The organism is Balneolaceae bacterium, assembly GCA_034521495.1.
In the GTDB taxonomy this organism is placed as follows: Bacteria; Bacteroidota; Rhodothermia; order Balneolales; family Balneolaceae; genus Rhodohalobacter.
In genome coordinates, this window is the sequence record JAXHMK010000004.1 from 572,044 (window position 1) to 592,586 (window position 20,543).

The 20,543-nt window shown below is 40.8% G+C and carries 17 protein-coding genes; 12 read left to right on the forward strand and 5 right to left on the reverse strand.

The window, feature by feature from the left end; translation table 11 throughout:
* Positions 1–226: 226 nt before the first annotated feature.
* On the forward strand, positions 227–1,153 hold the full coding sequence (locus U5K72_03515) for a mechanosensitive ion channel family protein (protein MDZ7717874.1): 927 nt from the start codon (positions 227–229) through the stop codon (positions 1,151–1,153).
* A gap of 115 nt (positions 1,154–1,268) precedes the next feature.
* Here U5K72_03515 and U5K72_03520 read toward each other — a convergent pair whose 3' ends face one another.
* On the reverse strand, positions 1,269–1,766 hold the full coding sequence (locus U5K72_03520; GenBank protein ID MDZ7717875.1) for a heme-binding domain-containing protein: 498 nt from the start codon (positions 1,764–1,766) through the stop codon (positions 1,269–1,271).
* A gap of 556 nt (positions 1,767–2,322) precedes the next feature.
* Complete coding sequence (locus U5K72_03525; protein MDZ7717876.1) at positions 2,323–3,210, reverse strand: hypothetical protein; 888 nt, start codon at positions 3,208–3,210, stop codon at positions 2,323–2,325.
* A gap of 523 nt (positions 3,211–3,733) precedes the next feature.
* On the opposite strand from U5K72_03525, the gene U5K72_03530 reads away from it, so the two are divergent.
* The gene (locus tag U5K72_03530) at positions 3,734–6,463 is read left to right on the forward strand and encodes a glycoside hydrolase family 3 C-terminal domain-containing protein (GenBank protein ID MDZ7717877.1); all 2,730 of its coding nucleotides are present in this window, start codon (positions 3,734–3,736) and stop codon (positions 6,461–6,463) included.
* Positions 6,464–6,498: 35 nt separating this feature from the next.
* Here U5K72_03530 and U5K72_03535 read toward each other — a convergent pair whose 3' ends face one another.
* Positions 6,499–6,990 (reverse strand): hypothetical protein, encoded by a 492-nt coding sequence (locus U5K72_03535; GenBank protein ID MDZ7717878.1) that lies wholly within the window; start codon positions 6,988–6,990, stop codon positions 6,499–6,501.
* A 242-nt stretch (positions 6,991–7,232) separates the two neighbouring features.
* Here U5K72_03535 and U5K72_03540 point away from each other — a divergent pair, with 242 nt between their 5' ends.
* From U5K72_03540 to U5K72_03585, 10 genes are all read left to right on the forward strand, one after another.
* A complete protein-coding gene (locus U5K72_03540; GenBank protein MDZ7717879.1) occupies positions 7,233–7,730 on the forward strand; it encodes a hypothetical protein in 498 nt (165 codons plus the stop codon).
* Positions 7,731–11,454: 3,724 nt separating this feature from the next.
* Entirely contained in the window at positions 11,455–11,892 is a 438-nt protein-coding gene (locus U5K72_03545; protein MDZ7717880.1) for a hypothetical protein, read from the forward strand.
* Positions 11,893–12,140: 248 nt separating this feature from the next.
* On the forward strand, positions 12,141–12,356 hold the full coding sequence (locus tag U5K72_03550) for a hypothetical protein (GenBank protein MDZ7717881.1): 216 nt from the start codon (positions 12,141–12,143) through the stop codon (positions 12,354–12,356).
* Positions 12,349–12,591 carry a hypothetical protein gene (locus U5K72_03555; protein ID MDZ7717882.1) on the forward strand — a complete coding sequence of 81 codons (243 nt, stop codon included), beginning with the start codon at positions 12,349–12,351 and terminating at the stop codon, positions 12,589–12,591. Before U5K72_03550 ends, U5K72_03555 begins: the two co-directional genes overlap by 8 nt.
* 509 nt (positions 12,592–13,100) lie before the next feature.
* Positions 13,101–13,508, forward strand: coding sequence for a hypothetical protein (locus U5K72_03560; protein ID MDZ7717883.1), 408 nt, complete (start codon positions 13,101–13,103; stop codon positions 13,506–13,508).
* Between the two features lie 235 nt (positions 13,509–13,743).
* Positions 13,744–14,055 carry a hypothetical protein gene (locus U5K72_03565; GenBank protein MDZ7717884.1) on the forward strand — a complete coding sequence of 104 codons (312 nt, stop codon included), beginning with the start codon at positions 13,744–13,746 and terminating at the stop codon, positions 14,053–14,055.
* Between the two features lie 998 nt (positions 14,056–15,053).
* Complete coding sequence (locus U5K72_03570) at positions 15,054–15,182, forward strand: hypothetical protein (GenBank protein MDZ7717885.1); 129 nt, start codon at positions 15,054–15,056, stop codon at positions 15,180–15,182.
* Between the two features lie 738 nt (positions 15,183–15,920).
* Positions 15,921–16,136, forward strand: a complete 216-nt coding sequence (locus tag U5K72_03575; GenBank protein ID MDZ7717886.1) for a hypothetical protein — start codon at positions 15,921–15,923, stop codon at positions 16,134–16,136.
* A gap of 1,689 nt (positions 16,137–17,825) precedes the next feature.
* Positions 17,826–18,449 carry an aminotransferase class V-fold PLP-dependent enzyme gene (locus tag U5K72_03580; protein ID MDZ7717887.1) on the forward strand — a complete coding sequence of 208 codons (624 nt, stop codon included), beginning with the start codon at positions 17,826–17,828 and terminating at the stop codon, positions 18,447–18,449.
* A 91-nt stretch (positions 18,450–18,540) separates the two neighbouring features.
* Positions 18,541–18,678 (forward strand): hypothetical protein, encoded by a 138-nt coding sequence (locus U5K72_03585; protein MDZ7717888.1) that lies wholly within the window; start codon positions 18,541–18,543, stop codon positions 18,676–18,678.
* A gap of 174 nt (positions 18,679–18,852) precedes the next feature.
* Here the strand turns inward: U5K72_03585 and U5K72_03590 are convergent, their stop codons facing one another.
* Positions 18,853–19,035, reverse strand: a complete 183-nt coding sequence (locus U5K72_03590) for a hypothetical protein (protein ID MDZ7717889.1) — start codon at positions 19,033–19,035, stop codon at positions 18,853–18,855.
* Positions 19,036–19,442: 407 nt separating this feature from the next.
* The gene (locus U5K72_03595) at positions 19,443–19,718 is read right to left on the reverse strand and encodes a glycosyltransferase (GenBank protein MDZ7717890.1); all 276 of its coding nucleotides are present in this window, start codon (positions 19,716–19,718) and stop codon (positions 19,443–19,445) included.
* Between the last annotated feature and the right edge of the window lie 825 nt (positions 19,719–20,543).

The window sequence follows — 20,543 nt, forward strand, 5'->3', positions numbered from 1 at the left end:
TGTTCTGAAAAAATGTGAAGTGCGAGTGCAACGCAGAGATTCATATTTTTTTAGAGACACTATATAGCCGACAGGATTGATGATAATGATTCTGTCGGTAGAATCAGAAAACAAATAATCTGCTTTTTCTGAATAACAGGTTGAAAAATGTAGATGGAACATTTTCAAAAAAATTATGCTTGTATAAGGTGGCAATTAATCTGAAATAAACCACTATAACAGTTCTATGGAACCAGGTTTGGAAATTGATAATGCTTACGAACTTGTAGTAGGTAAACTGGAAACATGGTTGAGTACGGCCATTGAGATGCTGCCAAACTTAGCGTTGGCTCTCCTGGTACTGATTGTTTTTTATGTTGTAGGAAAGATGCTGCAAAAGTTTGTGCGCACTCTTCTGGAAAAAGCAACCACCAATAAAACCGTCATCGATCTGGCTGAGACGGTAATGTCGGTTATTATTATAGGTATTGGGCTCTTTTTTGCACTCAGTATTTTAAACCTTGATGGTACCGTTACAAGCCTGTTAGCCGGTGCTGGTATTATAGGTTTGGCTTTAGGTTTTGCATTTCAGGATATTGCGGCCAATTTCATCTCGGGTCTGTTGCTTACTATTCGTCATCCATTCGGAATCGGGGATATCATTCAGAGCAACGATTACTACGGAACGGTTCAGAAGTTGAATTTGCGAAACACCATCGTTAAAACACCACAGGGACAAATTGTTTACATACCCAACAAAGTAGTTTATGAGAACCCATTAACAAATTTCACGAAAAATTATGAGCGTCGTATTGATCTGGAATGCGGTATCTCTTATGGCGATGATTTGGAGAAAGTAAAGAAAGTAGCCACAGATGCTATTCAATCTATTGAACACAGAAATCAGAACCGCGATGTGGAATTCTACTTTAAAGAATTCGGTGCAAGTTCCATTAATTTTGTAGTTCGGTTTTGGGTTGATTTCAGAACCAATCCTGATTATTGGTCCCCCCAAAGCGATGCCATCATGGCCCTTAAAAAAGCTTTTGACGAAAACGACATTATGATTCCATTCCCAATCAGAACGCTCGATTTTGGAATCCGGGGCGGCGAAAAACTGAACACCATGCTGGATGACCAAAAGAAAGTTAGTGGTTCCTCAAACAGCAAATAGTTTTAGAGGGCTTTGCATTACTGCCCGTCTGCACGCTGTATGTGCGGGCTGACGGGTTGGGGACACCCATCAGCCGGTAAAAACAACCGACAGATGGGTATTTCAAAGCCTCCTTTTAATTTGTACTACCCGTTGCAGCTGTAGAATCTGACTTCTGTTGCAGCGAGGTGCGCAAATTAGCTGCCCAATTGGTTAGATTTTCCCGTTGCTGATCTGTTAAACGGGCATCCGAGTGAGTCCATGTGTATGATGGCAGCGGCATCTCTTCCTCTTCAACCATTTCTACCATCTCTTCCAGCAAGTGATCTGCATCTTCGGTAGAATATTCATTCCACAGGGATAAATTCATCTCATCTCTGCCCTCATCAATATGATCTTGCAGCCACCAGGCTACCGGCTGAATATTGGAGTACCAGGGATAGGTAGTTTCGTAAGAATGACAGTCGTAGCAGGCAGATCTAAAAATGGATTCAACATCAGAAGAGGGGTTGTGCGTTGCCAAAAAATCTGTATTCGTATTAAACTCAGGTACTGATTTGTCAACTCCAAAAAACTGGAGAATGATAAATATGAAGAGCAGGGTAAGTAGTATATATTTGAGTATAGATTTCATAATATCTCTCTGTTTCAAATAATGGTTTGGAATAAGTGTAATCTATCTATAGTAATTTAGTTTTCTTTCGGTTCTTTGCATAAAAAATTTGAGGAGTTACCCCATTTTTTAAGCAAATAATTAGCAATGACGATGAAATTTGTCTCGGTTTTTGAAACGTCCCGAACCGTCGGGACCAAGGAGTTTTTGCGATCAAAAGCCCCGAAGGGGCGTCATCAATAGCATAGGACGGAGTCCTATGTATTGGGAATCATAGGAATTGTGTAGCCCTGAAAGGGCGCAAGCTTTCCTCTGACAATCTCTTGGGCTTACGCCCTTTCAGGGCTGATCGAAAGAAATGCGTTATTTTTCATAGGGTTTCACCCCATGCTATTGATGACGCCCCTTCGGGGCTTATTATGTAGTCTTCTTTCAAACAAAGAGCATTTCCACTTGTTTAAAAAAGTATCCTTCTGATTTTATTGAACTTACAGTTCAAGAAGTAAAAATTTCGGGGTAACTTCTCAAAAAATTTCCCTCTACCTGCCCGGATATATTTTTTGAAATGGAATCGGCTTCAAAGAGTTAACAGCTTTTTATAATAACTCATATCCAGTTTGTCGAAGTTGTCCCACTTGAAAGATGGATAAGTATCCTCCAGCCTCGACAGGTCTAAATCCTCCCAATCATCCAGCAGTAAGACAGGGAAATATTGTGAGAAGTATTCAGTTAGTAAATTCTTTTTACAAATGGGCACGACCCGCAGATATAAACATTCCCAAAACCTGTAGGTGTCTATCCCGTTTCCCTCCGGACAAATTGCAAATTTATATCTGCTTAGTGAATGAATGTAATCTTCGAAATTTATTCTCGATTGAAATTCCACACCTTTCTCAGAGATTTTTTGATAGCATTCCACTCGTTTTTCTACATTTGTGTCAATACTGAAATTGAAATAGATCAGATTCTCTTTTTTTAATTGTTGATCTCTGACTTGATTAATAGCAGAGAGTTTACCGTGGGCAAACTGTGTGTTGGCAATTCCAATTGGCAGAGGCGTTACTTTTTCATGTGAGACATCCAGATTTTGAGCAAAAATCTTTTTTAGCTTGGGGAGATTCTCAAATAGCTTTAAATGATGTTTCTTGAAACCCGTGTCATACGTATGAAATACAAGCAGAAAAGGGTTTTCCATCCACTGTAACTTTTCAATCAGCAGGTCAAGTTTACACAGTGTATCCATATAACAAAAAATTCGAGAATCATTGTTAAAGGGAGCATTCAAATTCTCAAAATAGGTCCACTTATATTGTTTTCTCCAAAGCAGCGGGTTCTTCGATGCATCTTCTTTATCACCTAAAAAATGATCACACAACAGTTGAATTTTCTCCCCGGTAATGATGCCAGTTGATGGGTCGGGTATCGGTTTGAATAAGTATTTGATCTTTCTCTTTAATGAACTCATGATATTATCTTAAAAGTTGTGTCATGCCGAAAATGCATACGTATATATATAAATGGCCAATGTAAGATGGTAAACGATTAAAATCCCCACAAAAAATGTAGAGAAGTTACCCCGAAATTTTAAGTTTAAGTATTCTAAAGTATTAAATAACAGTAGTATAATACCTTTAACAAGTGGAAATGGTGATTTTGGGAAAATAACCGACCTTGAATAGTTGGCGGGAAAAAGGACAACGAGAGAACCGTGACAAGAATCCTTTCATACCGGCGAGGAGAGAAATTTAAGGGCTGAAAACCTGATGGACCATTGAAAGGATTCCACGGTGAACTCGTGTCCGCCGCCAAGTATTCACAGTCTTGATTTTTTCGTTCTTTTGTATCAAGACAAAAGGACATACAACATGCAATAAGTTTACACTTACATTAATGGGGTAAGTCCTCAAAAAATGTAATCTTGTCTTGCATCCAATACGTTAAAAGATTTTTTTACAAGTATAAATACTACAAAATTAGAATAGGTTACCATGGAGAAAAAACAAGCAGAAGCGTTGGATAAATCGAGTCGATCATCAAAAATGGAAAGAGAGAATCAGGAGAGCGGGGGTTGGTCACGGCGAGATTTTTTAAGAGGAAGTTTGGGCTCAGCCGGGATGCTTGCACTGTCTGGAACGGGATTATTCCAGGTACTCCAGGGATGCAGCTCTCAGGGCAGTAATACAGCATTCGCGGAACGGGCGGCTGAACTGATTAGCCAGATGACAATAGAAGAAAAAATATCCCAGCTACGGTATGATGCCCCCGCCATCGACCGGCTTAACATACCGCAATATAACTGGTGGAACGAGTGCCTGCACGGAGTGGGCCGGGCAGGAATTGCTACCGTGTTTCCGCAGGCAATTGGTATGGCCGCAACGTGGAACAGCTCTCTTTTTAACGAAGTAGCGAATGTAATTTCTGATGAAGCACGCGCCAAACACAAGGCATTTACAGATGCCGGCCGGCGCGATATCTACATGGGGCTGACGTTTTGGACGCCAAATATCAACATTGTTCGTGATCCGCGCTGGGGCCGCGGGCAGGAAACTTACGGCGAAGATCCATTTCTCACAGGGTCACTCGCTAACTCATTTATCCGGGGATTGCAGGGAGACGATCCCGACTATTATAAAGTGATAGCCACGTCTAAACATTTTGCAGTTCACAATGGCCCGGAACCTTTACGCCACTCATTCGATGTGGATGTGAGTGAACGCGATCTTCATGAAACCTATCTGCCGATGTTTAAAACCACTGTTCAGGATGCAAAAGTAGCGTCCATCATGTGTGCCTATAACCGGTTTCGGGGTTTGCCCTGCTGCGGCAGTGACCCGCTTTTACAGGAGATTTTACGTGATGACTGGGGATTTGACGGGTACGTAGTTACCGACTGCTGGGCTGTTGCCGATTTCTATGAGGAAGGCAGGCATGATTTTTCGGATACAGCTGCCGAAGCGGCGGCAATTTCACTGAAGGCAGGTTCAGATCTAAACTGCGGAAACTCATTCCCATATCTGCAGGAAGCGTATGAGCAGGGATTGATTACTGAAGACGACCTGGACGTGGCTCTGCAACGATTATTTGAAGCCAGGTTTAAACTGGGTATGTTCGATGATCCCTCTGAAGTTCCCTTCTCCAACATTCCCTATTCTGTTGTAGCAAGCGACGAGCATAACGAAACAGCGCTGCAAATGGCGAGAGAATCCATCGTACTGCTGAAAAACGATTCTACCGATAACAATCCTGATCCGCTGCTGCCGCTTTCGAAAGATCTGAACTCTGTAGCAGTTATCGGCCCCAATGCCGACAACTACTGGAGTATGCTTGGCAATTATCACGGGACGCCCGCAGAGGCGATAACGCCACTCAACGGTATCCAAAATAAACTGGGTGATCGGGTTGACGTGAACTACGCCCTGGGATCTCATTTTGCCGAGGGAATTCCCAACCTCAGTGTGGTGGATAGTGAATACCTGACTCCATCCGAGGGAGATGGAAACGGATTATATGGCGAATATTTTGAGAATACAGAGTTCGAGGGCGAACCGGCCATCAGTCGGGTTGATTCGCAAGTCGATTTTATATGGAAAGATGACACGCCGATCAACGGAGAAATGGCTGATCGATTTTCAGCCCGCTGGACCGGTCAGTTACGAGCGCCGGTAACCGGAACTTATGCGATCGGCCTGAATGGGATGAACTATTTCAAACTGTATTTTGAAGGTGAAGAACGATTCGACCGCCAGATGACCCACTCTCCCTGGTACCGGTATTTTGAGGTGGACCTGGAAGCGGGTGAGACCTACGACATAACCGTGGAGTTTTACAGCTATGGACCCGATCCGCAAATTCAACTCACGTGGGAAGTTCCAGGGACAGATCTGCTGGCCGAGGCAAAAGAAGCGGCTGCGAATTCCGATGTTGTTGTATTATGCCTGGGTTTAAATGCCCGTATGGAAGGTGAGGAGATGGACCTGGAGGTTGATGGCTTTGAAGGGGGCGACAAGACGAACCTGGAACTGCCGGCACCGCAGGAGAACCTGTTGCAAGAGATTCACGCATTGGGTAAGCCGGTTGTTCTTGTTCTGATGAGTGGAAGCGCAATCGCCATAAATTGGGCAGATGAAAACATCCCGTCCATATTACAGGCGTGGTATGGCGGACAGGCCGGAGGAACCGCCATTGCCGACGTGCTTTTCGGAGACTACAATCCCGCCGGACGTTTGCCGGTAACGTTCTACAAATCAATTAATGATCTGCCCGAGTTTACCGATTACGATATGGAAGGACATACCTACAAATATTTTAGAGGTGATGTTCTCTATCCATTTGGCTTCGGCTTGTCGTACACCAATTTTGAATACTCCAATTTACAACTTGGAAGTGCTCAATATTCGGCTCAAAATGGAGGAGAGATTTTAGTCAGTGCAGACATTACCAATACCGGTGAGATGGATGGTGATGAGGTTGTTCAGCTTTACCTGCACTACCCGGAAGGAAGCGACCCAAGACTTGTGAAAGAGCTGAAAGGGTACAACCGGGTTCACATTCCGGCGGGAGATACACAAACCGTAGAGTTTGTTCTCAATTCCGATTCATTTGCTCACTGGAGTGATGAGGAAGAATCATTAACGGTTCAACCCGGAGAAATAGAAGTGATGATTGGACGATCATCAGAGGATCTCCTGTTAACGGAATCACTACAAATTACCGCGTAAAGAGCCCTGCCGAATATGGTGACCATTTACACAGGTCACCATCTGTAACCCCGATGTCCGGGACGGCCGGTTCTTTGAACATTTTTGTCACCAGCCCAGAACGGCCGCAGATTTTCGTTTCGAAGCTGCAGGACCTGACCGTTAGCAGTTATCTCTTTTGCGATGTATTGTCCCTGCTCCATCGCATCAGTCCGGAATGCCTGAACTTCAATAATCTGTCCCGCTTCCAATCCTTTCACATAACTTTCAAGAGCATAAGCAGCACCCAAATGAATATTTAGTATTTGATTGCTGTTCCCGGTTTTCAGGAATAAATGTGTGCCGATATAGGCGTGTCCTGTTGTATGTTCACAAGGCCCGGTTTTAATTTGCTCCAGTACTCCTTCAAAACTTTCAATAGCCGGCTTTTCGACCTCTCTCGCAATTCCCGTAGCATCCCCAACTCCTTTCTGGGCAGAGACAGGCATAACGGTAAACAAAATGAATCCTAAAACGGATATGACAGATGTTACAAAGATGCGTTTCATATCTCCTCCTGGTTTTAAATTATCTATTTATCACTTACTTATTAGACGTAATTTCCGCCGCAGTGGTTTGATGGTTTTTAGTTTTTTATTGGAAATCAGGTATTTAAAAAGATTCAGAATAGTGCTCAAGTTTGAACGTATTTGTGCGGTAAAGAATCCGATTATTTCGTAGTTTTATAATTAAAGAAAGATCAAAATGAGAGGTTGTAAAGGAGAATCATTAGAATTGAAGAGAGGTTACTATGAAATTTATTTCAGATCTGTTTTTTAAGCATATTTTTTGGCTCAAATGGGCAGTGGTACTCATTATTTTAACCATTGGTATAATATTCATTTCAAGTGGAAATGAATCTATTCTGCCATTTACAGAGAGTAAAAAAACTAACGGGGAATCAATTAATCCGACTTTGATCTACGCAGCCGAAGATCTTAATAATGTCCTTCCTCAGCGTCTTGAGCTGAACACCTTTTTCGACAGTGTAGGGGTGAGCCAGAACCAGCTGCATTACTACTATTCGATATCCAATCTTACGCGTCAGGATTTTTTGGAAAGGGAATTGCATGACTCTCTCTATACCGAAGCTGTTGATCGGATTCCCTGTACATTATGGCGTCCGTTATACATGCAGGGAGTTGAAGTTACCTTTACTTACTATTCGATGGACGGGAGTGAGATTCTGAATTTCTCAAGAGAAAATGAAGCTTGCCAGACAGAAAGCTTCGAAGCAGTTTCCCCCTAAAAAGTTGCATCTTTAGTTCATCTGACTTTGTGAAAGTATCGGTAATCGTTTGCTTTAATAACTCAACTTTCGGGGTTGGCTGTAAGGCATTGCAATTCTATGGTATAACCGGATCACGCACGGGGTGTCATCTCATAGAAACGGCTAATCGACTCTACCACTTGGCCGCACAGTTGAACGTGTCCTCGGCTCAATAGCAGATCAACAAGTTCTAACCGGATGATTTGCAGACAAAGCTGCATGCTCATCATTTTCAGTTGCTCAGGAATCAGGCATGGAACGAGCCCGGAATGGTTCTATCGTCGGTTTGCTGGCGATGGTAATAGGCCAGCATCATATATCGCAGATCTACACGATACTGGTATGAGCCACTAAGGCGGCATAACTGCGCACCTCAACCTCACTGGCCAATCCAAGCTCTTTGCTTGATTTGCTTTAAAAACTCAATTGCCCATCGTTTGGCATAAATACGACAGATGCGCCTGGGGCGAAGATCGTACAGGTGGCGGATCTTTGCTATGGCCAACCATTGTACCAGGGGTGCGCGTGTCACGGATAAATACCACGCGGACCTTCGGCCCATTGAGCATCTGGACGGTTATCGAAGCCGATGATGGGGCTGTCTTTAAAGGCATTGCACTGGTTTGATTTTGTTCACCTTCTCATCGAGGCTCTTTGAGCTGGTCAGATGCCGCCGATTATGAAGAAAGCCGATGCTTCGGCAGATCTTTGAGCATACAGATCACGGGCAGATGCTTGCTGAGCGCCTGCACGTGACCCGGAAAGGAAAAACCAGCTGTCGCGCACCAAATAATCAAAGGCCGTTACGCCTTTGCTGCCCACCCATCCAATCGATCATAGACGTGGCCACATCCAGGGTCTTTTGAGTGGCTCGCTTGCACCGTTTTCCGAAGTGTGTTCGCCCATCGAACCGGATAAGCTCGCAGGCGTTTTTCGTTGGAAGCATTGCTCAGAAGCTCGAATCCAGAGGGGAACGAAACTATGCCCATCGCTCCAGGCCAGGGTAAGCGTACGAAAGCCTTTGTAAAAGGTATTGTCGTTATGGTCAGGGAGTGATCCAGCCAAAAAGCTGTACCTTTTACTGCGGTTCCGCTTTATCCAGGAGCTGTCATTCCAGGATGAGCACGCGATCGCGACGCGAATCCGTTAAAGGGGTAGAAAAAGGCGATGATCTGTTGAGCCAGCAGTGAACACGAGACGTTCCGAATTGTACCGCTTCTGAGCCAAAAACTCATAAAAGGCGCTGCGTTCCGGAAGGGGATTGTTTTCTCCTTGAAAGCGATACACTTTGTTGCCGGAAAAGCGAACAGCAAGGAAAAGTCTGAAGCGTTTCCAGATAGGCTGAATGGCCCGATCGTTTATAAAATACCTGCCTGGTAGAGCATCGTCAGCGCTGCAAAATTTCTTGCGTAGTGCGTTAACCACCGTGCTGTTTTTAAGGGGAGAATTATCTATATTTGAATACCCATGAGAATAAAGTCCTAACTAATTGTTTGTTAATGATTTAGATACCATTTAACATACGCAATTAAGTGGACTTATTCTTCTTATTCCATAATTAACAACAACTTATGGATTTTTTTCATACGATTTTCTGAATTCCCCGAAAGATTGCAATTTTAATAATATTCGAATGTCGGCGAAGCGTATTATTCGTCAAGTTTTTCCAAGTTCACCTTGGTTAATAAGATTCTGATCGACTGTATAGCGTTTCAGAATCAGTAGATCTTTCATAAAATGTATCCGGTCGAAAAGGAAGCTTCCTGAGAGTACAAGGAATTTCTGCAGCCTCAGTGAAATTATGACTCTTCAAAAAATCAGCTCTCCAATTTGATGGAGCAATCAGATCAGCATCTTTGATGAGTACTTCAGAATCTATCCTGGAACGCTCAAAAGTAATCACTTCACGGTTCTCATCCTACTGCGAAAAAGTAGTATTTAAACGGAGTAATTATTTCTGGTTTGATTGATGGCTGATTATTTCCGGAATGTTTGAAGTGTCCCGGCAATCTGAGTTGACGATAAATCCGCCCCTCTCAAGAAGATCAGAAACAAGCCCGGAAGTATGATTAAGGTACTCAATGAGTACCGAACAACTCTTCTGTTTCACACCTTCGGAAAGGATGAAAAAGATACCTGCAATTAAAATAGGTGTAATCATCGCTGCGTAAGGACCCCTTTCTTCAACAAAAATGGAAAAGAGAGATATGTAAACACAGCGCCAATCAGCAGGGGCTTTTTTAGAACCGTTCGAAAATAAATCAGTACCAAGATGATAAAAATGCCGATCGACAAATTATCATAAAACGACCTCATAAATGAAACACCGATATGGGATCTCACATTCTCTCTTGATCAAAAAAATCGGCATATTGCTCAAATGCACCAGCATAATTTATCCACAAAAGTATTGGAACAATAAACGCCAAGGAGCGCGATTGCTCCAAGCCATTGGAAGGTTGAAATTTTATTATCAGGCTGTAGAAACAGTTTATAAAAAGCCATAACGAACACAATTGGCAGAAGAAACAAGGCACGGGGAGTTGTGAGATATGCGGCTGTGGAGATCAACCCCACAAGAAACCATTTTATTAAATAACCTGATTTTTTTTGAAACTTGATTCTATGAGCCAGAAACAACGCCAGTATTACAGAAACAGAAGAGCAACCAAATCCATCCGTCCATACACCAAATTTCTGTTAAATGATACATCAGCAACAGCGCCCGCCAGGAAGAGTAGGGCGAATACTTTCTGCATCCGCTTTCTCGTAAAATTTTATAAAGTAAAGCAATAGAAATATATCCGCTAATCAGGTTCGGTAATCTGAATACAATTGATCAAGACCAAAAAGATGAATCAATTGTGCTTGCAGAAGAATAGACCGGACCATAGATGCGAAACCTGGCCAGTGCTATATCCGGGGATTAAGTTTTGAAGAAACCCATGACCATTAGCAAGATTAAAGGAAATGTTGGCGTAAAATGCTTCATCGAAACCAGGAAGGAAAGGTGTAAATCGTAACCAGATTTACAATGAAGGCCATTATGATAAAGAGAAGGAAACCGTTTTGCAACCCTTCGGTTTGATACATTAATAAACTTACATTTTCTAAATATCCCTGATAACAGGTATAAGATAGCTGGCTTTTCGAAAAGATGAGAGTAATTTTCGAGTAACAATAAAATTCATTTCTTTAGCAATAATTAAGAAAGATTTACTATCCGGTGTGATAGGGAATGGAAATGACTGTAAAGCGATCAGAGAAAAATAGAATTATATCTCCATTCTTGCTTAACTAAATTTATGCTTGTAGTTATGTGTTTTTTGTTAACCTTAATCAGTACAGTCCAAATGACATATTTATAAGAGGTGCTTTTTCGGGTATATCTTCTATTGTGGTTGGAAAAGTTTTTGAAGTGAGAACAATCTGGATTGATAGTGTTGCAAATTCAGAAGATTTATTTGGATCTGGTAAATTGGCTATAATGGTTGCGACTGTTTGGTTGACAGAATGGGAGAGCTTATCAGTAAAGGTGAACCAATATTCAACCGGTAAAAGCATGAGCATATTAAGTTTCTAAGGTATATATCAGAGAAGTCTAATCGTAAGATGATTCGCCAATGAATGCTGAGAATCAAAAATATATATTGGTTATGCGAGCAGGAATATATAAGTCCCATTAATCGAAACTATAAGAAATTTGGGATATAAGTCGATCGTGGTGAGTCCGACTGATAAGTATCCGGGAACCAGATTTGCAGACAAACATATTGATGCAGATACTACAGATCTTGCGAAGATATGTGAGCTTATAAAAAATCTTAAAATTGATGCTGTGGTAACTACTGGTACAGATGTGGCTGTTCCTGTAATAGGAGAGTTGGTTGATTTACTTGGTTTATGTGGAACAGGTGCGGTAGCTGCGCGGAAAAGCATGGACAAGATGTTGATGAAAGCAGCACTGGTAGCCAAAAATGTAACAACAGCGAAATATCAAGTAGTAAAAACGGTAGAAGAAGCGGAAACATCGGCAGAAGAGTTGGGCTATCCTGTTATTGTGAAGGCTGTAGATTCTTCAGGTCGTCGAGGTGTTAAGAGAGTTAATGAAAGACATATGATGGTTGAGGCTTTTTCATGAAGCTAAATCTGTTTCCAATCGTGATTGTGTACTTGTTGAAGAATACCTATCGGGTAAAGAATTAGGAGCACAGGCTGTTGTAGTTGATGATCAGGTGATTGAGGTTTTCATACATAATGATACTGTTCTAAGTAAGGAGACACCGGTGCCAGTCAGGCACTCTATGCCAGTCTGTATCGAACCAGCTCTTGCAAAGGCAACAATAAGAATTAATTAAGTCAGCAGTTTCAGCAATTGGTATTTCCAATGTGATATCTAATGTTGATGTGATGATATGTGACGATAAACCATATATAATAGAAATCGGTGCAAGAATGGGTGCAACATGTTTGCCTGAAATTATTTCAATTTATAATGATTTCAATGCATATGAGTTTATCATTAACCTTGCGTTAGGTGAGCCTGTATCATTAAATAGACCACTGAAGAATCAGGCAAATGCTGCATTGTTGTTATTTGAGTGATAGGTCAGGTTTTGTAGAGAGCATCACTATACCAGAATCAGTTTCGGAGCATCCTGATTTATATGAATTAGTTATAGACGTTGAGGTTAATGATAGAGTTAATAAATTTGTTACCGGGCCAGATCGTATAGGTCATATTGTTGTTACTTCAAAAACTTCAAGAGAAGCTGAAAAATTAGCATTAGAGTTGGCTGGCAAGGTTAACATTGTTATTCAGAGACCTTGGATCCGGTAGTGAGAAAGGATACGATTTCTTTACACCCTAATGGCAGAGTGACAAGTGAGTTTATTGGTAAGAAAATAGCGAATTGATGAACAAGTTTCAACTGTATTATCTTGATAGTGATTTGCTCCATTAGATATATAGATTCCGCCATATGTTCTACATTTGAATAACTTCTGATTTTAAAAACATTCAATTACTTCTTTTTATGAAGTTCAAAATTTCAGATTATCTGTATCCGTTAGAGATCATTAAACTTTTCTGGTTTTTACGAAAATCGAAGAATTATACATACAGCAACTTGCTAAGCATCAGAATAAAAAACTCAAATCCATCATTCATCATGCATACCAGAATATGTCGTACTACCGGGAATTGTTTAATAAGCATCAAAATAAAGCCGGCAGATATTCAATCCGTTGATGATCTTCCCACCATCCCGGTTTTGAGCAAAGAAATAATCAGAGAAGGTATGATGATTTAATTGCTGAAAATGCAGATAAGTTTAATCCTTACAAAACATGACAAGCGGTTCAACGGTTACTCCTCTGAAATTTCTACAAGACAAGGAAGCAAGTATCGCCCGCTTTGCCTTTTTTTGGCGCATATGGAAAATGGCCGGTTATAAACCCTATATGAGATGGGCGCAAATTGATGGAATGCACATCGGATCGAAAGAAAATCTTTGGAATCATAATCGAATGTTAAATTCACTTCAAATATCCGCTTACCATCTTGACCATCAGAATTGCGGCCGAATACTGGATAAACTATCCGAGTTTAAACCAAAAATTGTAAGGGGATATCCAACAGCTATCTTTACCCTGGCCCAGTATATTGATCATTATTCCTATAAAATCAGTTTACCATTTAAAAGTATTATTACGTATTCAGAAAATTTACCGCCTGAGTACCAGATCAAAAATTGAGCATGTGTTTAGCTGCCAGGTATTTGATCTCTTTTCGCAGTTGGAGGGAGTATGCCTGATTTCAGCAATGTAAGCAGAATCAACTACATCACCACATGGAGTATTCTGCCGGATGGAACTATTGGACAGAAACAATTATGCCGGCTCGGGATAAAAAGAGGAGGGGGAAATGGCGGCAAACTCGGTTCTATAACTACTCTATGCCGTTTATTCGGGGTATAAAGCCTCGGGTGACTTGGCAACATGGGGTGATGGATCTTGTGGATGTGGTATGGATCATAAAGTCATTGAAAACATATCAGGAAGAATGGTATATGTACTATTCGATACAGCTGGAAATTTGGTACCATTCCAAAGGTTTCATATCTACTCATTTGTTTCTGATGATTATGCTAGAGGGGTTGTTTCAGAGCCACCAATTGTGCAAAACAGTTCAGATACATTGAAATTATCCCTGGTTTTGAAAAATTCATCCAATGCTGAAAGAATTGAGAAAGAATTTACAAAAAGCATTAAAAGCAGGCTTGGAGATAGAGATGAACATTGAATTCATCCATTTTACACCGACAGCATTCCAAAAAGAAGAATGGAAAAACTCCGTTTGTCAGGAATAAACTTTTAAATCCAAAGATTGATTTTTGGAGGTAAAGGAGATTGGTTAGAAATTCCTGTTGCAGCTTGATGATAATATTCGAAAATGAGGTGATTTATGTGGCCAGAAGTTAGATTGCTTTTTTATGAATTTTTCCAAAATTTCAGAAGTCTGTATCCGGTTGAGATAATCAAACTCTTCTGGTTACTGAAAAAATCGAGGGATTTTTCGTATGAGAGGCTTGTTGAGCATCAAAATAGAAAGCTGCGATCCATTTGTCACGCTTACCAGCATGTTTCCTATTACCGTGGTTTGTTGGATAAACGGGATTAAACCGGAAGATATTCAAACAGTAGACGACCTTTCTTGACGTGTGTTAACTAAAGAAATAATCAGAGAAAGGTATGATGATTTGATTGCAGATAATGCCGAGAAGTTTAATCCCTATCAAAATCAAACCAGCAGTACGGGTTCCCCCTTTTAAATTTCTTCAAGACAAAAACGTACCGTATAGCACGGTTTGCTTTTTTCTGGCGCATATGGAACATGGTTGGTTATTAACCTTATATGAGATGGGGCCAGGTTGGACGGGATGTTTTTGGGGTCAAACATGGAACTACAACCGGATGTTAAACTCTCTCCAAATTTCCGCATTTCTCTTTGATTATCAGATTGTAAACGGATCCTTGATAAACTATCCGATTTTAAGCCAAAAATATTAAGAGGCTACCCAACGGCTATATTTACATTGGCTCAATTTGTCTTAGAATACTCATCGTATCAAATAAATTTTCCGATAAAAAACATTATTACTTATTCTGAAAACTTACTGCCAGAGGGTGCAGGTCAATAATAGAGAAGGCTTTTGATTGCCCGGTATATGATCTCTTTTTTGCGCAGTGGGAGGGTGTTTGCCTGATTTCAGAATGTGGCGACATCAGCTACACCAGCATATGGAATTTTCTGCAATGGAACTATTGAATGAAAATAACCAACCTGTTAAGAATAATGAAGAGGGAGAGGTTACAGCAACGTCGTTCTACAACTATTATTATGCCGTTTATTCGTTACAAAACCGGTGATTTGGCAGCATGGAGCAACACTTCTTGTACGTGCGGTTTGAACCATAGGGTCGTTGAAAATCTATCTGGCAGAAAAGAGATGTATATTTCAACACCACGGGGTGACGTGGTTTCTTTCCAGGGATTTCCGATGTATGCCTTAGTAACTTATGAAAAAGTAGAGGGGTGCTTTTGGACACAAATCTTACGGAATAGCTTAGATAAGATTGAAATATATCTATTCTGAAAGATCCTTCGATCAGGCCTCTGGCGTTGAAAGTGAATTAACAAAAGCAGTGAAAACACGACTTGGGGATGATGTATGAAGGTTGAATTCATTCATACCGATAGCATTCCCAAACAGAAGAATAGGCAAAACGCCACTAATAAAGAATAATTTGATTACATAGTAAGAAAACGGATTTTAAATTCATCGATAAATCAGCCAAGGATATACAAATTTCATTGATTGACGGAGAGTTCGCGCCGGCGGTAAGAGGCGGGGCGTAATTATAAAATCTCTCAACAGTCATTTGTCAGAACTTTTTTTGGAGGACGAGTTTTCTATTTACCAATCTTGAAACTCCTCTTTCAACACGTGATACGCGTCGGGAAAATAAAAAGTACTGCTTACGAGATACGATCCCGAATTTCATCCATAAAATTCCGAAAAAGTTTGTTTTTTCAATTGCGAACAACCATATCATGGATTATGGAGAAGCAGGGGTAGATTCGAAGCAGTCAGAGCGTTAAAAAACAATGGATTTCAATTTGCCAGGTGCAGGCCGAAATATTGATGAAGCCGGAAAACCAGCTATTATCGAATATGGTGAGTATAGTACTGGATTCCTGGCAGCAGCCGACCGAAGATACCTGGCAGCAAGCTCGAGGTCGACGGCAGGTGCTCTTCCGGCTCTTTGCGACACCTGGGTTCCCGAATCCGGGAACTCCGCGACCAGTGTCAGCATCTGGTGATTATTTCTATCCACATGGGAATGGAGTACATACCGATTCCAACACCGTCAATGAGAAAGTTGCTCATCCGATAGTCGAAGTGCAGGAGCCGAGGTGTGGTTTTCTTTCACCATGCGCATTTGTGTTAGTGGATATATAGTCAAGAATAATAAAATGACCATATGGGGAGCGGGTAACTTTCTGTTTCCCGGGATCGAGATTTTCCCTATAAAGAGGTGGTTTGATACGGCAGTTTGGCAAATTCCGTACAATTTTTCCACAAACAAGTTAGAGTGTGAAGACGTGAAAGCATACAGGATGAAGCCGGATGGAGTACCAATCAAATCTGACGAGAAAAGGAAGAGCGAATTCTCAGAAGAATCGAGAATCACAGCTCCTTGATTGGAAGTGAAGAGAATCTTCCGTGGCATATTTTAAGAAAGAAATGTGCTACGACTGTCTTATCTTCGGTTATTTGTCTCGAATTATATAGATATGATGCGTCGAAGAGGATTTATAAGCGTAATCTCACAAATGAGTTCATTCTGTTAAAGAACTCTTTCCAAAAGAGAACTTGAGTATGCAAATATTAAAGATATTAAAAACAGCAAGAAGGATCGTTTACGTGGTTCTCCCAATAAATTCTGTTGTGGCTGATCTTTAGAAAGATTGATCTGTCTTCGCTATTTTCAAAACATGAAAAGTGCGAATCCATATTTCATCGGGTTGGCAATATTAGTTCGGCCTATCAGGATTTTGATGGGTTCCCTGCGATGGTACTTTTTAACTCGTTTTTACTCCAATGCGGACATATCTCTGTTCTATATGTATGAAGCAATTTTGGGGTCGCGTGGTGATTGGCTTTTTTACACCGGGTAGTATTGGCTGGGATGCATACAGGGGTAGCGGTAGTACGGAAAAAAGTTGCAAAATTATACGGTTGCACTTATCACAATTGTTCGCTGAAAAATTTGCAGCATTGATTGCGGTATTGTTGCTTGCTTCTGGAATATTTCCATTTATATCGGATTACCTGGTACAAAACAAGGCGCTTCTTCGGAAATATATTACTGGGGCTTAGCGGCTATATTGGTATTTGCAATAAGCCTCTTTATTACTCATCAATTAAAGCTGCCTGTACGAAGGATTAGCAGTTTTTACTACAAAAGAGTTCAAAGAAGGATTGTGAATTCTATCTCAAATAAGAGCATTCGAAAAAAAATCAGGAGCGGATCTTGATTCCTCAGACAGTATACTTTCGGTCTAAGCAAAAAGCCAAAACTGGTGATCATTACGATGTTTTTACTTCTCTTTTAGTAATCTCGTGGTTTCCGGCTTTCAGGCCAAGTTCTCCCCTGGTTTTTGTTGCATTTAAATTATGCGATCAGTTTCATAATAAATCTGTTTGCTTCGCGCGGTCTTTTTTTTGCTGTTCATTATACCCATTTTCAATTGGAAGTCTTGGTGTTCGAGAGGGGCATTTATCGTCTTATTCGGACAGTTTTGGAGTTCCTATGGAGATTGCATTACTGGTTAGCTTCTTTAATCTTTTTGGAATATTTCTGAATAATATTATTGGTGCCGGATTTTTATTTAGTGAAGGGTTGCAAAAAATATCCCGGATTTAAAAAAAGTATCGTATAGCATGGATAAAATTCCATTCAATAAACCGCACTTAACAGCAAATAAACAACATATATTGAACAAGCTATCATGGGAAAAATTTCGGAAAATGGTGATTTTACAAAGAAGTGTCAATCGTTTTTTCAGCAGAGATACGGTTTTAAGAAAGCGTTACTAACCACATCTTGCACGGATGCCCTTGAAATGTGTGCACTTCTGGCGAATATGAACCGGGGGAATGAGGTGATCATTCCATCCTACACATTTGTTTCAACGGCGCTGGCTTTTGTGAGAACAAGGTGCAAGCATAAAATTTGCAGACAGCCAGTTGAGTGCGCCGGTATGGATGAAGAAGAAATTGAATCACTTATTTCGGAACGAACAAAGGCGATCGTTCCGGTGCATTACGCCGGTATTGCCTGCGATTTGGATATTATTATGGATTTGGCCAACCGTTACAATCTGTTGGTGATTGAAGATGCAGCGCAAGCCATCGAATCGAAGTACAAAGATAAACCACTTGGAAGCATAGGTCACATGGCTGCCTTCTCTTTTCACAAACAAAAAATATCAATGCCGGTGAAGGTGGTTTGTTGGCTATTAATGATGAACAATTTCCTTGATCATTCAGAAATTATATCTGGGAAAAAGGAACCAATCGTGCTGCCTTCTTCCGTGATGAGATTGATAAATATGGATGGGTGGATGTAGGGTCATCGTTTTCTCCTTCTGAACTTACGGCTGCCTTCCTTTCGGCACAGAATGGGAAGCCTGGAGACGATCCAGAGAGACGCAAAGAGATTTGAACTATTATTACGAACACCTTTCACGCCTGGCGGATGATTTCGATGTTCAAATTCCGGTGGTCCCGGATTACGCCACGAATAACGGGCATCTGTTTACCTGGTTTGTTCATCGGAGAAAGAAAGATCCGGATTGATCGATTATCTGAAAACGAACAATATTTTGGCATATCCATTATCAATGCCTGCATAAGAGCAAATTTTATAAGGATCGATACGTAGGCCGGAGTTGCCAAATGCAGATATGTATACCGACAGGTTGGTAAGGCTGCCTTTCTCTTTATGCTTTCAGATGAGAAAATATTTAAAAATCACCTCTCTGGTGTATGAAATATTTCATCGATCTCTTTAATGTAGTCGTCTAAATCCCATTTTTGCTGCTCTCTTAAATTGCAATAGGTATTCCCGATAATACCAACGGCCAACAGGTTACGAACCGCCAAAGAAACTGATAAGAATAACGGTTGAAGCATAACCCGGAAAAGAATTGCCAAAAACAATTTTCTTTTTAGTAAGGTGTAGAGTATAAAGACAACCGAAAAGGAAAACCCAAAAACTCCTAATCCTCCCAGGGCCTTCAAGGCTGAATAATCGATGAAACTCTATTAGGGCTCAAGCTAAGATAAGTTTTCGCAGGGTGTATTGGCTTTTTCCGTAGGTACGTTAGTGGTGTTCAACCTCAACATTTGCAACTTAGAAGTAGCATTAACCAATAGGCTCGATACAGCGGGCATGGCATTGTAATTTCTTAACAATCTCCTTCACGTCCCTTGCTCATTAATTCGAAAAGCTGACTTGTAAATGTTTTTTGGGCGTTTCTGATGAGAGAGTCAGCCTTACTGCTGATAAAATAACTTCCAATATTTCGCCAAAGACTGTGCTTTTTTTTGCTGAGAGGTGGTTATCCAAAAACAACTTCCAAGTCTTCATTCTCTTTAGTGGCCGAAAGCAGTTTTGGAATCTCTTTAACCGGGTGCTGTAGATCATCATCCATTGTGATAATATAATTACCCGTGCACTTTTTAATCCCACAAGAAGAGCTGTATGCTTTCTCCTGGTTTTTTCGTAGTGTGATAGTAATTAGATGAAGATTCTCAGTTAATTGCTTTAAAGTTCGAACAGTATCAAGAAAGAAAGGGCTGTCGTTGACGAGAATTACTTCAAATGATTGCTGAATCTGCTCCCGAGCTCAAAAATTTGTTCTACCAGAGTTTCTACGCTCTTTGTACTTTTATAAACGGGAATGACGATGGAGCATGAATCCATGAATGTTTTTTAAATAATATTCACAGTTAATTTATATTAATTTTTTGAGCCGGTGTAAATGCATACCGGAAAAGACACCAAAGCGCCCATACACCATCTTTCCAATTAATTTTTTTTCCCTCCTCATATGTACGCCCTTTATAACTAATACCGACTTCATAAAATACAGGTTTAGGACGTAATCTTGAGAGTTTGATGGTTACCTCCGGCTCAAATCCAAATCTTTTCTCTTTCAGGTTAAGATGCTGTAGGTCTTCAAATTACTTATAACAAACTTCGATATCCGTGTGATTCAGATTTGTAATCATATTACAAAACCGGGTTATAATTTGATTGGCAATTGTATGCCAATAGTGGAGGTCCTGTGTGATCTCCGCTGATCAACCCGGCTGCCGTGAACGACATCGGCATTTGCTTCTATGATGGGTTTTAAAAGTTAGGGATATTCTTTCCGGTCGTCTTTGGGGGTGGGCGTAGTCTTGGATCAAGATATAATCGCCAGAAGCCTCTAAAACCGGTATGAAGGGTTCCGCCTTTATTCATTTTTTAGTGAAGAAACAAAGAATGATATCTCTCTTGCTTCAACTTCTTCAGCTTTCGTTCATGCGATAACACCATCCAACTACAGAATTCTTCTCGCGAAATTCATCGGGAAGTTCGCTTGAAAAAACACGATAAATTAAGCTTTCAACAAATTTTTGTTCGTTGAATACAGGAATTACAATACTGAGTTTAA

Coding starts and splice junctions, on each gene's coding strand:
- U5K72_03515 (MDZ7717874.1), top strand. CDS start 227: ATGGAACCAGGTTTGGAAATTGATAATGCTTACGAACTTGTAGTAGGT.
- U5K72_03520 (MDZ7717875.1), bottom strand. CDS start 1,766: ATGAAATCTATACTCAAATATATACTACTTACCCTGCTCTTCATATTT.
- U5K72_03525 (MDZ7717876.1), bottom strand. CDS start 3,210: ATGAGTTCATTAAAGAGAAAGATCAAATACTTATTCAAACCGATACCC.
- U5K72_03530 (MDZ7717877.1), top strand. CDS start 3,734: ATGGAGAAAAAACAAGCAGAAGCGTTGGATAAATCGAGTCGATCATCA.
- U5K72_03535 (MDZ7717878.1), bottom strand. CDS start 6,990: ATGAAACGCATCTTTGTAACATCTGTCATATCCGTTTTAGGATTCATT.
- U5K72_03540 (MDZ7717879.1), top strand. CDS start 7,233: ATGAAATTTATTTCAGATCTGTTTTTTAAGCATATTTTTTGGCTCAAA.
- U5K72_03560 (MDZ7717883.1), top strand. CDS start 13,101: ATGACAAGCGGTTCAACGGTTACTCCTCTGAAATTTCTACAAGACAAG.
- U5K72_03570 (MDZ7717885.1), top strand. CDS start 15,054: ATGGAATTTTCTGCAATGGAACTATTGAATGAAAATAACCAACCTGTT.
- U5K72_03575 (MDZ7717886.1), top strand. CDS start 15,921: ATGGATTTCAATTTGCCAGGTGCAGGCCGAAATATTGATGAAGCCGGA.